This is a genomic window from Microbacterium luticocti DSM 19459 (genome assembly GCF_000422405.1).
Taxonomy (GTDB): Bacteria; Actinomycetota; Actinomycetes; order Actinomycetales; family Microbacteriaceae; genus Microbacterium; species Microbacterium luticocti.
Window position 1 is genome coordinate 108,644 of sequence record NZ_AULS01000006.1, and the last position, 14,458, is coordinate 123,101.

At 71.4% G+C, this 14,458-nt stretch carries 12 protein-coding genes; 4 read left to right on the forward strand and 8 right to left on the reverse strand.

The annotated features are described in order from the left end of the window. Positions 1-52 precede the first annotated feature (52 nt). From H577_RS0108535 to H577_RS0108550, 4 genes are all read right to left on the reverse strand, one after another. Entirely contained in the window at positions 53-1,123 is a 1,071-nt protein-coding gene (locus H577_RS0108535) for a threonine aldolase family protein (protein ID WP_029145607.1), read from the reverse strand. A 31-nt stretch (positions 1,124-1,154) separates the two neighbouring features. Then, positions 1,155-1,577: a hypothetical protein gene (locus tag H577_RS0108540; protein WP_029145608.1), complete on the reverse strand. Its 423-nt coding sequence runs from the start codon at positions 1,575-1,577 to the stop codon at positions 1,155-1,157. 420 nt (positions 1,578-1,997) lie between these two features. After that, complete coding sequence (locus H577_RS0108545) at positions 1,998-2,687, reverse strand: SDR family NAD(P)-dependent oxidoreductase (RefSeq protein WP_029145609.1); 690 nt, start codon at positions 2,685-2,687, stop codon at positions 1,998-2,000. Positions 2,688-2,907: 220 nt separating this feature from the next. Continuing rightward, the gene (locus H577_RS0108550) at positions 2,908-4,344 is read right to left on the reverse strand and encodes a DUF6421 family protein (protein WP_051191881.1); all 1,437 of its coding nucleotides are present in this window, start codon (positions 4,342-4,344) and stop codon (positions 2,908-2,910) included. Between the two features lie 95 nt (positions 4,345-4,439). Here H577_RS0108550 and H577_RS15735 point away from each other — a divergent pair, with 95 nt between their 5' ends. The 4 genes from H577_RS15735 to H577_RS0108570 all read left to right on the forward strand — a co-directional run bounded on the left by H577_RS15735 (position 4,440) and on the right by H577_RS0108570 (position 9,911). Continuing rightward, a complete protein-coding gene (locus H577_RS15735; RefSeq protein WP_051191882.1) occupies positions 4,440-4,964 on the forward strand; it encodes an Lrp/AsnC family transcriptional regulator in 525 nt (174 codons plus the stop codon). 180 nt (positions 4,965-5,144) lie between these two features. Further along, entirely contained in the window at positions 5,145-7,949 is a 2,805-nt protein-coding gene (acnA, locus tag H577_RS0108560) for an aconitate hydratase (protein WP_036284240.1), read from the forward strand. 62 nt (positions 7,950-8,011) lie between these two features. Next, complete coding sequence (locus H577_RS0108565) at positions 8,012-9,181, forward strand: sensor histidine kinase (protein ID WP_029145612.1); 1,170 nt, start codon at positions 8,012-8,014, stop codon at positions 9,179-9,181. A 91-nt stretch (positions 9,182-9,272) separates the two neighbouring features. Further along, entirely contained in the window at positions 9,273-9,911 is a 639-nt protein-coding gene (locus H577_RS0108570) for a response regulator (RefSeq protein WP_029145613.1), read from the forward strand. Positions 9,912-10,017: 106 nt separating this feature from the next. Here the strand turns inward: H577_RS0108570 and H577_RS0108575 are convergent, their stop codons facing one another. From H577_RS0108575 to H577_RS15740, 4 genes are read right to left on the reverse strand one after another with little or no spacing between them, the layout of a single operon-like run. Then, complete coding sequence (locus H577_RS0108575; protein WP_051191883.1) at positions 10,018-10,494, reverse strand: hypothetical protein; 477 nt, start codon at positions 10,492-10,494, stop codon at positions 10,018-10,020. Continuing rightward, positions 10,491-11,972: a dihydrolipoamide acetyltransferase family protein gene (locus H577_RS0108580; RefSeq protein WP_029145615.1), complete on the reverse strand. Its 1,482-nt coding sequence runs from the start codon at positions 11,970-11,972 to the stop codon at positions 10,491-10,493. Before H577_RS0108580 ends, H577_RS0108575 begins: the two co-directional genes overlap by 4 nt. Before the next feature lie 12 nt (positions 11,973-11,984). Further along, positions 11,985-13,010 carry an alpha-ketoacid dehydrogenase subunit beta gene (locus H577_RS0108585; protein ID WP_051191884.1) on the reverse strand — a complete coding sequence of 342 codons (1,026 nt, stop codon included), beginning with the start codon at positions 13,008-13,010 and terminating at the stop codon, positions 11,985-11,987. Between the two features lies 1 nt (position 13,011). Then, positions 13,012-14,433, reverse strand: coding sequence for a thiamine pyrophosphate-dependent enzyme (locus H577_RS15740; RefSeq protein WP_084516009.1), 1,422 nt, complete (start codon positions 14,431-14,433; stop codon positions 13,012-13,014). Between the last annotated feature and the right edge of the window lie 25 nt (positions 14,434-14,458).

Genomic DNA, 14,458 nt, shown 5'->3' on the forward strand with positions numbered 1-14,458 from the left:
GCTCGTGCCGGCCTGACCGCAACCGCCGCTGCGGGATGGGCAGCTCCGGTCGTCAGGCGGCCGAGGTCTCGCGCGCGATCGCGGCGACGAACGCGTCGATGTCGGCCTCGGCGGTGTCGAACGAGCACATCCAGCGCACCTCGTTGCGCGCGGCATCCCAGTCATAGAACCGGAACGACTCGCGCAGCCGGTCGGCGACCCCGTCCGGCAGGATCGCGAACACGCCGTTCGCCTGGGTGGCCTGCGTGAAGCCGACGCCGCGGATCGACCCGTCGGCCAGCCCCGCCTCGATGCCGGCGCGCAGGCGCTGCGCCATCGCGTTGGCGTGCCGCGCGTTGCGCAGCCACAGGTCGCCCTCGAGCAGCGCGACCAGCTGCGCCGACACGAACCGCATCTTCGACGCCAGCTGCATGTTGAGCTTGCGCAGATAGACCAGTCCCGCGGATGCCTCGGGGTTCAGTACGACGATCGCCTCGGCGCCCATCGCGCCGTTCTTGGTGCCGCCGAAGCTGAGCACGTCGACGCCGACGTCGCGGGTGAACGCCCGCAGCGGCAGGTCGAGGGATGCCGCGGCGTTCGCCAGGCGCGCCCCGTCGAGGTGCACGTGCATGCCGTGCCCGTGCGCGTGGTCGCAGATCGCGCGCAACTCGTCGGGCGTGTACAGCGTGCCGAGCTCGGTGGACTGGGTGACCGACACCACGAGCGGCTGGGCGCGGTGCTCGTCGCCCCAGCCCCATGCCTCGCGGTCGATGAGCTCGGGGGTCAGCTTGCCGTCGGGCGCCGGCACGGTGAGCAGCTTCATGCCGCCGACCCGCTCGGGGGCGCCCTGTTCGTCGACGTTGATGTGCGCGGTGGCGGCAGCGATCACGGCGCCCCACCGGGGCAGCATCGACTGCAGCGCGGTGACGTTGGCGCCGGTGCCGTTGAACACCGGGAACGCCAGGGCCCCGTCGCCGAAGTGGGTGGCCATGACCTCCTGCAGGCGGGCGGTGTAGACATCCTCACCGTACGAGATCTGGTGTCCGCCGTTGGCGGCGGCGATCGCGTCGAGGACCTCGGGGTGGATGCCGGCGTAGTTGTCGCTGGCGAAGCCGCGCAGCGCGGTGTCATGCAGAGGGGTCACGGGTATCCAGTCTAGTTCGCGGGGTCGGCCGCTAACTCCTCACCCAGGCGAACCACTCGTCGCCCACCCGCGCGAGCTGCGCGTCGCCGCATCGCAGGCGACCGTCGGTCAGCGGCTGCTTCGGCCACCAGTCGGTCGTGACGGTGGGTGTGAGCGGAGTGTCGCCGGCCACGGCGACGCACGCCTTCGAGGCGCTGACGCCGTCGGAAGATGCGAACTTCATGACGTAGTCGCCGTCGTCACCGACGTAGTCGATGAGGATGGTCGATGCGTCGTCGGGCACCCAGGATGGGATGTCTGTGCTCGAGTGGTCCGTGGCCTCGTGCTTGTCTTCGTACATGAGGCGGCCGGTGTAGCCCGAGCCGCCGAGCCCGGCACAGCCCGAGAGGGCGAGGGTGCCGGCGAGAGCCAGCGGGGCAGCCACGGCGAAGAGTCTCACGGAGTTCTTGTGCATGTCACTCACGCTAGGGAACCGCACCGCCCCGGCGGATCGGTCAGGAGGATGGCATCCGTACGCCGGAAGGATGACAATGCGCACGCGGGCGGGTCGCACAAGGTGCCGTCACGGGCGGTGGCGGGCGGCGCGTTCTGCGACCGGAGCGCGGGGTGGGTCGCACAAGGTGCCGCCGAGTACGGCGACGGGCGGCGTGTTGTGCGACCGGCGCGTCATTCGGCCGCCGCCCGACGCGATCACCGACGGACCGCACGTGCTGACCGGCGCCGGCCCGGGTCGCACAAGGTGCCGTCACGCGCCGCGGCGGGCGGCGTGTTCTGCGACCCGGGCGCCGGCCTGGGTCGCACAAGGTGCCGCCGCGTGCGGCGACGGGCGGCGCGTTCTGCGACCGGCGCGTCGTTCGCGGCCGTACACCCGCTCTCACCGACCGGATGTCAGGTCGATCACACTGTCGTTGACCTCGGCGGCGTCGGCGTCCCACAGGGCGACGAAACGGTCGGCGAGGGTCTGCTCGAGCCCGTCGAGCGCCTTCACACGGAAGACGACGGATGCCGCGCACAGCGGCCGGCCGGCATCCCGCGCCGTCTTCGCGAAGCCCTGCGCGACGGCCCGCGTCCACGCCTCGGCCGCGGCCTTCACCGTCGCGTAGTTCGCGCCGCCCGCGAGCGGCCGCGCCACAGCCGTCGACGACACGATCGCCAGGCGCGCCGCATCCGACGCGTTCAGGTCGTCGTCGAACGCCCGGGTCACGTGCCGCAGCGCGGTCAACGAGCGCTCGAGGAACCGGTAGTCCTCGTCGGTCTGCCCGGCCAGGCCCCCGCCGCCGCGCCAGCCGCCGACCAGGTGCAGCACCCCGTCGATGTGGATGCCGTCGCCGTGCAGCCGCTCGGCCAGCCCGAACACCGCCTGCTCGTCGGTCAGGTCGCACGACTCGGTCAGCCACTGCGGCCCGTCACCGCCGATCCGTTCGGCGAGGGCCTCGAGCTTCACCGGGTCATGGCCGACCGCGATCGCGCGGGCACCGGCATCCCGCAGCGCCTGTACGGCCGCCCGGCCGCTCTCGCTCGTCGCCCCGGCGACCAGCACCGTACGTGAACTCAGGTCGGTCATCTCGCTCCTTCGCGCCTCACAGGGTTCGGAGGATGTGGCGCGGCTCGGACGATTCCGCTGGAATCATCCGAAGTCCGTGCGATCCTCCGAACCCTGTTCGGGTAACAAGTCGGTCACCGCCGCGCCCCGGCAAGCCGCCGCGCGCGGGCAACCGCCGGGCCGGGCCGCTGCCGCGCGCCGGCAAGCCACGCGCCGGCCACCGCCGGGGCGGCGGGCGGGGTCAGTCGGTGCCGCGGATGCCGGTGGTCGAGGCGATCACGTCGCGCATCTTCTTCTCGAGCGCCTCGTAGAACATCGACAGCGGGAACTCGTCGTCCAGCACCTGGTCGGTGTAGCCGCGCGGCGGTCCGGCGAGCACCTCGTCCGAGAGCCCGCGCGCCCACACCGACGCCGGGTGCGGGGTGACCACCGAGCGCACCAGGTCGTACGCGGCCAGCCAGTGCGCGGTCTTGGGCCGGTCGATCGAACGCCAGTACAGCTCGTCGATCGCGTTGCCCAGAGCCACCACCGCGCCGGGCACCTCGTCCCAGTCGAACGCGAGCGCCGTGTCGGTCCAGTGCAGCACGTTGCGCTGGTGCAGCCAGGCGAACAGCAGCTGACCGCCGAGCCCGTCGTAGTTGCGCACCCGCGACCCGGTGATCGCGAAGCGGAAGATGCGGTCGAAGATCACCGCGTACTGCACGAGCTTCGCGTGGTCGAGGATCTGCTGCTCGGTCTCGCTGAGCGCCTCGGTCTCGGCCTTGGCCTGCAGCCGCTGCTGGATGCCGACGCACTCGCGGAACGCGGTCATGTCGCACCGCATCTCTTCGAGCGAGTACAGGAAGTACGGCATCCGCTGCTTGATCATGAACGGGTCGAACGGCAGGTCGCCGCGCATGTGCGTGCGGTCGTGGATGATGTCCCACATCACGAACGTCTCTTCGGCCAGCTTCTGGTCGTCGAGCATGCGGGCGGCGTCGGCCGGCAGGTCGAGCTTGGTGATCTCGGATGCCGCACGCACGACGCGGCGGTATCGTGCGGCCTCGCGGTCCTGGAAGATGGCGCCCCAGGTGAAGGTCGGGATCTCGCGCATCGCCACGGTCTCGGGGAACAGCACGGCCGAGTTCGTGTCGTAGCCGGGCGTGAAGTCGATCAGCCGCAGCGAGACGAACAGCTTGTTACCGTAGTCACCGGCCTCGAGCGCCGCGATGAACTCCGGCCAGATCACCTCGACGATCAGTGCCTCGACGTAGCGGTTGGAGGACCCGTTCTGCGTGTACATCGGGAACACGACCAAGTGCCGCAGCCCGTCGACCCGGTGCTGCTCGGGGTGGAACTCGACGAGCGAGTCGTAGAAGTCGGGTACGCCGAACCCCTCATCCGCCCACCGCTGAAAGTCGCGGACGGATGCCTGCAGGTACGCGTCGTCGTGCGGGAACGCCGGCGCCAGCGCGCGGATCGCCGCGACGATCTGGGCGACCAGCTCACCGGCGCGCGGTTTGTCGGCCTCCTCGGGCACCGACCCGTCCTGCGCCTGGATCTGCTGGAGCGCGGTCGCGGCATCCTTCAGCACCCGCCAGGCGGCACTGCCCTCGGCGGTGGTGGCGTCCTCGACGACCTCCGGCTCACCGACGACGGCCTTGTCCGCACGGATGTCGTGGGTCTGGCTGAGGGTCATGGGAAACCTCCGATCTTCGAAGCTCGCGCCGCCGTGGCGGCGATTCGATGGATTATTTACGGCTGCGATGCCGTACAACCGATAATATTACGGCGATGGCCGATGCGACACCCACCCCGGGACTCGATGCGATCGACACGCGACTGCTCGCGGAGATCTCGCGCGACGCCCGGGCCACGCTCGCGCAGTTGGCGGGACTGGTCTCCCTGTCGGTCTCGGCCGTGCAGGCGCGGCTGCGTCGGCTCGAGTCGCGCGGCGTCATCGCGGGGTATCGCCCGATCCTCGACGCCGAAGCGGTCGGCAAGCCGCTGGCCGCGTTCGTCGAGATCACGCCGCTCGACCCCGCCCAGCCCGACAACGCGCCCGAGTTGCTCGAGCACCTCTCCGAGATCGAGGCGTGCCACTCGATCGCCGGCGACGCCAGCTACATGCTGTTCGTGCGGGTCGCGTCACCGCGCGAGCTGGAACGGCTGATCGGGCAGATCCGCCAGGCCGCCTCGGTGCGCACCCGCACCACGATCGTGCTGCAGACCTTCTACGAGCACCGACCGCTCGTGCCGGCGACATCCACCGATCCTGATCGCCCTGCCGCCGGAACGGGCCGAGGAGACGCGGGCTGACCAGCGGCGTTCCGACGCGGTCGCCGGGTCCTCCCCTGCACAGACGGGGGTGGCCGAAGTGCGCGGTCGGGGGCATGATGGGGCCAGAGGGGCGGCACCGAGCCGCGCCGCCCGCATGCAGGTCACGGCGACGCCGTGTCGACGGCCGTCGCCGCACGCAGGTGCCGGGAGGCGATATCGATGCTCGACAGTTTCGGATCCACAGACACCCTCACGGTCGGTGACCGGAAATACGCGATCCACCGGCTGGACAGCATCCCGAACAGCGATCGGCTGCCCTACAGCCTGAAGATCCTGCTCGAGAACCTGCTGCGCAACGAGGACGGCACGACGGTCACCGCCGACCAGGTGCGCGCCCTGGCCGCGTGGAACCCGCAGGACGTCGGCCATGCCGAGATCCAGTTCACCCCGGCACGGGTGCTGCTGCAGGACTTCACCGGTGTGCCCTGCGTGGTCGACCTGGTCGCGATGCGCGACGCGATGGACGAACTGGGCGGCGACCCGCAGCAGGTGAACCCGCTCATCCCGGTCGAGCTGGTGATCGACCACTCGGTGATCGCCGACAGCTTCGGTCGTCCGCAGTCGGCGCGCATCAACGCCGACCTCGAGTTCGAGCGCAACCGCGAGCGCTACCAGCTGCTGCGCTGGGCCCAGCACGCGTTCGACGACTTCGTGGTGGTGCCGCCCGACACCGGCATCTGCCACCAGGTCAACCTCGAGTACCTCGCCCGCGTCGTGTTCGGTGCCGATGCCGGCACGGCAGGCGACGGGATGCCGCAGGCCTACCCCGACACGCTGGTGGGCACCGATTCGCACACGCCCATGGTCAACGGGCTCGGCGTAGTGGGCTGGGGTGTGGGCGGCATCGAGGCCGAGGCGGCGATGCTCGGCCAGCCGGTGTCGATGCTGCTGCCCGAGGTGATCGGATTGAAGCTGGTCGGCGAGCTGCGCGAGGGCGTGACCGCCACCGACATGGTGCTCACCGTCGCCGAACTGCTGCGGCACACCGGCGTGGTCGGCAAGTTCGTCGAGCTGTTCGGCCCGGGTGTGGCGAACGTGCCGCTGGCCAACCGTGCCACGATCGGCAACATGAGCCCGGAGTACGGCTCGACGGTCACGATCTTCCCGATCGACGACGAGACCCTCGACTACCTGCGCTTCACCGGGCGCAGCCCGGAGCGGGTGGCGCTGGTCGAGGCGTACGCCAAGGAGCAGGGGCTCTGGCACGACCCCGACCACGAGCCCGACTACTCGCAGGTGGTCGAGCTCGACCTCGGCTCGATCGAGCCGTCGATCGCCGGGCCTCGCCGCCCGCAGGATCGCATCCCGCTCGCACACGCGGCCCGCACCGTCGAGCACCTGCTGGCCGACCCGACTGCCGACGTGCAGAAGCTGACCGCGCTCGACGACGCGATCGACGACACCTTTCCGGCATCCGACCCCTTCCTCGGCGAGCCCGACATGTTCGAGGCATCCGCCGCCGCACCGGCCCCCGACGACGGCGGGGCGATCGAGTGGCCGTCGAACCCGCAGACGCTCACCGTGGCGGGGCAGGATGCCTCGCTCGACAACGGCGACGTCGTCATCGCGGCGATCACCTCGTGCACCAACACGTCGAACCCGTCGGTGATGATCGGGGCGGCGCTGCTCGCCCGCAACGCCGTGCAGAAGGGCCTGACGTCGAAGCCGTGGGTGAAGACGTCGCTCGCGCCTGGGTCGCGCGTGGTCACCGACTACTTCGAGCGCTCGGGCCTGACCCCGTACCTCGACGAACTCGGGTTCAACCTGGTCGGCTACGGGTGCACGACCTGCATCGGCAACTCCGGGCCGCTCATCGACGAGGTGGCGGCGGCGGTGGATGCCGGGGACCTGACGGTCGCGTCGGTGCTCAGCGGCAACCGCAACTTCGAGGGGCGGATCCACGCGCAGACGCGCATGAACTTCCTCGCCTCGCCGCCGCTGGTGGTCGCATACGCGCTGGCCGGGTCGATGCACGTCGACCTGGACCGGGACCCGCTCGGCACCGGCAGCGACGGGCAGCCGGTGTATCTGAAGGACATCTGGCCCACCGCGCACGAGATCAAGCAGGTCGTCGACGCCTGCGTCGAGGCGCGCATGTTCACCGAGGGGTACTCGGACGTGTACGCCGGCGACGAGAACTGGAACGCGCTGCCGGTGCCGGAAGGCGACCGGTTCGACTGGCAGGATGACTCGACCTATGTGCGACGGCCGCCGTACTTCGATGGGATGGGCCGCGAGCCCGAGCCGCTGCGCGACATCGTCGGCGCCCGGGTGCTGGCCAAGCTCGGCGACTCGGTGACCACCGACCACATCTCGCCGGCGGGCACGATCAAGCGCGACTCGCCGGCCGGCGAATACCTCACTGAGCACGGGGTGACTCCGCGCGAGTTCAACTCGTACGGGTCGCGTCGCGGAAACCACGAGGTGATGATCCGCGGCACGTTCGCGAACATCCGGTTGCGCAACCAGCTCGTGCCCGGCGTCGAGGGCGGATTCACCCGGGTGCTGCCTGGCGGCGACGAGACCTCGATCTTCGCCGCGTCCGAGGTCTACGCCGCCGCCGGCACCCCGCTGATCGTGCTCGCCGGCACCGAGTACGGGTCGGGGTCGTCGCGCGACTGGGCGGCCAAGGGCACGCTGCTGCTGGGTGCGAAGGCGGTGCTCGCGCAGTCGTTCGAGCGCATCCACCGATCGAACCTCATCGGCATGGGCGTGCTGCCGCTGCAGTTCCGCGACGGCGAGTCGGCCGACACGCTCGGGCTGGACGGCACCGAGACCTATTCGATCACCGGGCTCGCCGGCGCCGACGAGGTGCCGCGCGAGGTCACCGTGCGGGTCGAGCCCGACGGTGGGCAGGCGCGGGAGTTCACCGCCGTGGTGCGCATCGACACCCCGACCGAGCGGGAGTACTACCGGCACGGCGGCATCCTGCCGTACGTGCTGCGCCAGCGCCTCGACGGGTGAGCGCGGGGGATACATCGCACGGTGGATGCGGCATCCGTCCCCGCTCCCGTAGCGTGAAGGGCGTGTTCCGCCCGCTGCGCACCCACCAGATCGTCATCGACACGATCGTGGCGGCGCTGTTCGCGCTGCTGTGCCTGCCCGGCGAGCTGGCGGTGGACATCGGCGGTACGCCGTTGCACGTACCGGTCGCGGTGCTGCTGTGCCTGATCTTCGGCGGCGCCGTCGCGGTGCGCCGCATGTCACCGCCGCTCGCCCTCGGCCTGGCCTGGGCCGGAGCGGCGCTGCAGATGAGCTTCGGTCGCCCGCCCACCGCGGTCGACCTCGCCGTGTTCGCGGTGCTCTACACGGCGGCCGCCTACGGCACCCGTGCGGTGTTCTGGGCCGGTTTCGCCTCGGCGCTGGTCGGCGCGGCGGTGGCGACCGTGTACCTGTACGTCGTGCTCACCGGCGCCCGGTTCGGTCTGCAGACCCTCCCCCTCGCGGTGGCGGTGCTCATCGCGGCCGCCTTCGCCCTGCTGCTGGCCTGGACCACCGGTGCCCTGGTGCGCACCGCCCGGCGGGCGCGCACCGACCGGGCGGCGCAGCTGCGGGCGCAGGCCGATGCCGCCGCCGAGCAGGAACGGGCGCGCATCGCCCGCGACATGCACGACGTGGTCGCCCACTCGCTCGCAGTGGTGATCGCGCAGGCCGACGGCGCACGGTACGCCGCGGCATCCGACCCTGCGGCGCAGGCCGAGGCGCTGGGCACCATCTCGACCACGGCGCGGGCGGCGCTCGCCGATGTGCGCCTGCTGCTGGCCCAGTTGCGCCACCGCGAAGAGGACGGCCCGCAGCCGACTCTCGCCGACCTCGACACCCTGTTCGCGCAGGTGCGCACCGCCGGACTCGAGCTGCGGGTGACGATCGACCCCGCGCCGCGCAGCGAGGTGCCGACGGCGGTGCAGCTGGCCGTCTACCGCATTCTGCAAGAGGCGCTCACCAACGCGCTGCGCCACGGCGCCGGCGGCACGGTGGACCTCACCCTGGCGTGGCACGCCGACCGGGTGGAGTTGGCCGTGCGCAACGGGCTGCGCGCCGGGCACAGCGCCGCACCGGCCGCGCCGACGTCGACCGGGCACGGGCTGATCGGCATGCGCGAGCGGGCGCTGCTGGTGGGCGGCATGATGGATGCCGGTGCCGAAGGCGACATGTTCGTCGTGCGCGCCCGCATCCCGATGGCAGGCTCGATGTGAACGCCGGGTGCGGCGGCGGGGGAGCTGTGAACGCCGGGCGCGCCGGCGACGATGCTGTGGACGCCGGGTGCGCCGGCGGGGGAGGACGGGGATGATCCGCGTCGTGTTGGCGGACGATCAGGCGCTGTTCCGCGCCGGCATCCGCATGGTGATCGACTCGCAGGCCGACCTCGAGGTCGTGGGTGAGGCATCCGACGGTCGTGAGGCCATCGACGTGGTGCGGCAGACCCGACCGGACGTGGTGCTGATGGACATCCGGATGCCGGTGATGGACGGGCTGGCCGCCACCGCCGAACTGCTGGCCGACGCGGACGCCCCGCGCATCGTGATGCTCACCACGTTCGACCTCGACGAGGCGGCGGCCCGGGCGATCCGGCAGGGGGCGAGCGGGTTTCTGCTCAAGGACGCCGACCCGGAGTTCCTGCTCGCCGCGATCCGCACCGTGCACGCCGGATCGGCGGTGATCGCGGCATCGGCCACCCGCGATCTGTTCGCGCAGACCGCCCCCGCCGCCCCGGCGCCGGTGCCTGACGCGTTCGGCACGCTGACCGAGCGGGAACGCGAGATCTTCGCCTTGGCGGCGCGCGGCCTGTCGAACGCCGAGATCGCGGCACGCGAATACCTCAGCGAGGCGACCGTCAAGACGCACATCAGCCGGATCCTGACCAAGCTGGCGCTGCGCGACCGGGTGCAGCTGGTGGTGTTCGCCTTCGAGCACGGACTGGCGTGAGGCCTGCGGGCCGTCGACAGGCTGGATCGGGTCGAAAGCCGCCCCCGCGGCGGCGTGGTGCCGTCTCAGCCTGTCGACGGCACGGGTGACGGCCGTATCGACCGGCTCAGTGCCCGACGACGGCGAGCACCAGTCCGGTGGGGATGCTCACGGCCAGCAGCACCACCAGGGCCCGGAACCCCCACAGCAGCACCGGATGGGCAGGCGCCCCGCCGCGGGTCGCGGCGACGATGACCGCGAGGGCGACCACCAGCAGCGCACCGCCGGTGAAGGTCAGCGCGATCAGCCCCGACAGCTGCCCCGCCAGCACGCCGGCGTTGCCGAGCGTGAACAGCACGAATCCGACCCAGGCGGTGCGCATGCTCGCGTGCTGAGCCAGCCAGGCGAGCGCGGCTCCCAGGCCGACCTGCGCGACCCCGCCCACCAGCACCAGGTAGGCCGTCGCCCACGCCGTCTTCTGGGTGCTCGCGTAGGCGGTCGCCGCGGCCAGTAGGCCGCCGGCGACGGTGCACACCAGTGCCGACACGAGGTACGGGAGCGCCCGGCGCAGTGCACCGGGCGCTCCCGTCATGGCATCGGTCACACCAGGATCCGCAGCGGCTCGGTGAGCAGGTCGGTCAGATCCTTCAGGAAGGCGGCCGCCCCGGCCCCGTCGAGCACCCGGTGGTCGACCGTGATGGTCAGCCGCGTGCGCGGGCGGATCTGTACTTCGCCGTCGACGACGACCGCTTCGTCGGCCGTGCCGCCCACGGCGACGATGATCGCCTCGGGCGGGTTGATCACCGCGGTGAACTGGTCGACCCCGAACATGCCGAGGTTCGACACTGAGATCGTGCCGCCGCTCATCTCGTCGAGCTTGAGGCGGCCGGCACGCGCACGCGCCGCGAGGTCTTTGACCTCGGCGCCGATCGCGGTGACCGACTTCTTGTCGGCGTCCTTGACGACGGGCACGACCAACCCGTCATCGAGGGCGACGGCCACGCCGACGTTCACGTGCTTGTGCCGCAGGATCGCGTCGCCGCCGAACGAGGCGTTCGCCTCGGGGTGCATCGCGAGCGCCACGGCCACGGCCCGCACGATCAGGTCGTTCACGCTCACCTTGACGCCCGCGTCGGCCAGGCGCGTGTTGATGTCGCGGCGCACCTCGGTCAGCCGCGACGCGTCGACCACGCTGGTCAGCTGGAACACCGGCACCAGTGCGGCCTCGGTCAGCCGACGCGCGGTGACCTTGCGGATCTGCGACATCGGCACCCGCTCGTCGTCGTCGAGCGGGGTCGCCACCGGCGCGGCCGAGGCGGGTGCCGCCTGCGGCTCGGACGGGGTCGGCGGGGTCGCCGGGGCGACGGATGCCGCAGCCTGCGGTGTCGCCGTCGGCTGACCGCCGAGCAGCTGCTCGATGTCGGCGCGCACGATGCGGCCGCCGGGACCGGTGCCGGTCACGGTCGCCAGGTCGATGCCGTTGCTGCGCGCGAGCGAGCGCACCAGCGGGGTGGCCTTGATCCGCTCGCCAGGGGCGTGGGCGGGCGCGCCGCCCTCGGCGGCAGGTTCGCCGGTCTCGGCGGCGGGTTCGCCGGTCTTCTCGGCGGCACCGGATGCTTCGCCTGCACCGTCGGTGTCACCCCCGGCCTTCGACCGGTCGGCGTCCTCGGCCGGGGCGGGCTCGGATGCTGCCGACGTCGCGGCCGCGGCATCCCCGCCGGCACCCCCGGACGCCGCGGCATCCGAGCCGGCGCCGGACGACGCGGCATCCGCACCATCGGACGGCGCGGCATCCGCACCACCGGACGACGCGGACGCCGACCCGGAGCCGGACGACGCAGACCCCGACCCGTCGCCGATCACGGCGATCGGCGCACCGATGGCGACGTTCTCGCCCGGCTGCACCAGGATCTTCTCGAGCACACCGCCCTCGTAGGCCTCCAGGTCCATCACGGCCTTGTCGGTCTCGATCTCGGCGATCACGTCACCGCGCTCGACGGTGTCGCCCTCGGCCTTGAGCCACTGGGCGATGGCACCCTCGGTCATGGTGTCCGACAGGCGCGGCATGAACACTTCAGGCATCGCGTTCCCCTCCTAACGCGCGAACCGCGTCGCGTCGAGCTGTTCGTTGATGACACGGATCAGCGCGTCTGCATCCGGCAGCGCGATCTTCTCCAGCGACTTCGCGTACGGCAGCGGCACCTCGGCCGCACCCACGCGCCGCACCGGCGCGTCGAGGTAGTCGAACGCGCCCTCCTGGATCGTCGCGGCGATCTCGGCGCCGATCCCGTAGGTGAGCCAGTCGTCCTCGAGCACGACCGCCTTGCCGGTCTTGCGCACCGAACGGCAGATCGTCTCGCGGTCCAGCGGCCGCAGGCTGCACAGGTCGACGACCTCGATCGACACGCCCTGCTCGGCCATGCGCCGCGCCACGTCCTTCGCGATCACCGCCGACCGCGAGTAGCCCACCACGGTCAGGTCGGTGCCCTCGACGGTCACCTTCGCCTTGCCGATCTCGGCCACGGCATCCCCCTCGGGCACCTCGCCCTTGGTGTTGTACAGCGACAGGTTCTCGAGGAACAGCACCGGGTCGTCGTCGCGAATGGATGCCAGGAGCATCGCCTTCGCGTCGGCCGGGGTCGACGGGGCCACGACCTTCAGCCCCGGGATGTGCGCGTACCAGACCTCGAGGTTCTGCGAGTGTGTGGCGGCCAGCTGCTGCCCACCGCCGCCGGGCGTGCGGATCACCAGCGGCACCGAGGTCTGCCCGCCGAACATGCCGTAGATCTTGGCGGCGTGGTTCACGATCTGGTCGATCGCGATCAGCGAGAAGTTGATCGTCATGATCTCGACGACCGGGCGCATGCCGAGCATCGCCGCGCCGATCGCGGCGCCGGTGAAACCCTCTTCCGAGATCGGGGTGTCGCGCACCCGCTCGGGGCCGAACTCCTTCAGCAGGCCCTCGGTGATCTTGTACGACCCCTCGAAGATCCCGATCTCTTCACCCAGCAGGATGACCTCGGGGTTGCGCAGCATCTCGTCGCGCAGCGCGTCGTGCAGCGCCTGACGGTAGGTGACCAGCGACGTCGACACAGGCTTCCCTTCATCGTTCGGTGTCATCTCACGCCTCCTTGTCCCAGCCCGCGGCCAGGACCGGGTCGCCGGGCATCAGTCGGGGGGCATTGGCGACCGCGGTCGCGTACGTGTAGTCGAACAGCCGCTCGGGCGCGGGCTCGGGGCTGGCGTCGGCGAACGCGATGGCCTCGGCCACCTCGTTGACCACGTCGCCGTCGATCGTGTCGGCGGATGCCTCGTCGAGCACGCCGTCCTCGATCAGCTCGTGACGGTAGGCGGGCACCGGATCGAGCTTCTTGAGCTCGGCGACCTCCTCCTTGCTGCGGTAGCGGGCCGGGTCGACCACGGAGTGTCCCTTGAGGCGGTGGCTCATCACTTCGAGGATGCCCGGCTGCCGCTTCTCGCGGGCCGCGTCGAGCATCTCGACGGCGGCAAGCCGCACCGCCTCGGGGTCGTCGCCGTCCACCCGGCGCCCGGGGATGCGGTACGAGCATCCCCGCTTGTACAGCTCGGGCTCACCCGAGGCGTGTTCCACCGTGGTGGCCATGCCCATGCCGTTGTTGATGATCACGTAGACGATCGGCAGCTTCCAGATCGCGGCGAGGTTCAGCGCCTCGTGGAACGCGCCGATGTTCGTGGTGCCGTCGCCCATCTGGCACATCACGGCCTCGGCGTCCGGCCCCGGCTTGCTGCGCGACGCGATCGCCAGCGCGGCGCCGGTGGCCAGCGGAATCTGCCCGCCGACGATGCCGTAGCCGCCGAGCATCCGCTTGTCGGCGTCGTACATGTGCATCGAACCGCCCAGGCCGCGCGAGACGCCGTCGACCCGGCCGAACAGTTCGGCCATGACGCGGCCGGTGCCCAGGCCCCGGGCGATCGCGTAACCGTGGTCGCGGTAGTTCGTGTACAGGTAGTCGGTGGGGCGCAGCGCTGCCATCAGTCCCACCACGGTGGGCTCTTCGCCGAGGTTGAGGTGGCAGTAGCCGCCGATCTTGGCGCGCGTGTACATCTCGCCGGCGCGCTGCTCGAACTCACGGATCAGCGCCATCTCGCGGTAGTACCCGATGCGGGTCTGCGCGTCCGGCTGCGGCACGGCGGCCGGTGCCGACGGCGCGGCCTGCGCGGTCGTGGCGGCCGCCTTGCCCGCGGCGGTCTTTCCCGTGGCCTTCGTCGCGCCGGTCTTGCCCGCGGCGGTCTTGCCCGAGGCGGTCTTGCCCGCGGCGGTCCGGCTGCGGGGGGCGGATGCGCTCGACCTGCCCTTCGGCGCGGCTGCGGCCGCCTTCGTGCCGCGGCGCGGTGCCGCGGCCGCACCCTGCGCGGGCGCGGCGGTCGTGGCATCCCCGCTCGCACGTGCCCCCGCGGATCTCGCGGGGGCCTTCTTCTTGCGTGTCGTCGTCGCGTCGTCCGCGCGCGCGTCACCGCCGGTGGCGGTCTTCTCGCGCTGCGGATCCTGCGTTCGTCCGGCCATTGTGAATCCCTCTCACCGAACAACG

Coding starts and splice junctions, on each gene's coding strand:
- H577_RS0108585 (WP_051191884.1), bottom strand. CDS start 13,010: ATGACACCGAACGATGAAGGGAAGCCTGTGTCGACGTCGCTGGTCACC.
- H577_RS15740 (WP_084516009.1), bottom strand. CDS start 14,433: ATGGCCGGACGAACGCAGGATCCGCAGCGCGAGAAGACCGCCACCGGC.
- H577_RS15735 (WP_051191882.1), top strand. CDS start 4,440: ATGGCCGATGCGACACCCACCCCGGGACTCGATGCGATCGACACGCGA.
- H577_RS0108550 (WP_051191881.1), bottom strand. CDS start 4,344: ATGACCCTCAGCCAGACCCACGACATCCGTGCGGACAAGGCCGTCGTC.
- H577_RS0108545 (WP_029145609.1), bottom strand. CDS start 2,687: ATGACCGACCTGAGTTCACGTACGGTGCTGGTCGCCGGGGCGACGAGC.
- H577_RS0108570 (WP_029145613.1), top strand. CDS start 9,273: ATGATCCGCGTCGTGTTGGCGGACGATCAGGCGCTGTTCCGCGCCGGC.
- H577_RS0108580 (WP_029145615.1), bottom strand. CDS start 11,972: ATGCCTGAAGTGTTCATGCCGCGCCTGTCGGACACCATGACCGAGGGT.
- H577_RS0108540 (WP_029145608.1), bottom strand. CDS start 1,577: ATGCACAAGAACTCCGTGAGACTCTTCGCCGTGGCTGCCCCGCTGGCT.
- acnA (WP_036284240.1), top strand. CDS start 5,145: ATGCTCGACAGTTTCGGATCCACAGACACCCTCACGGTCGGTGACCGG.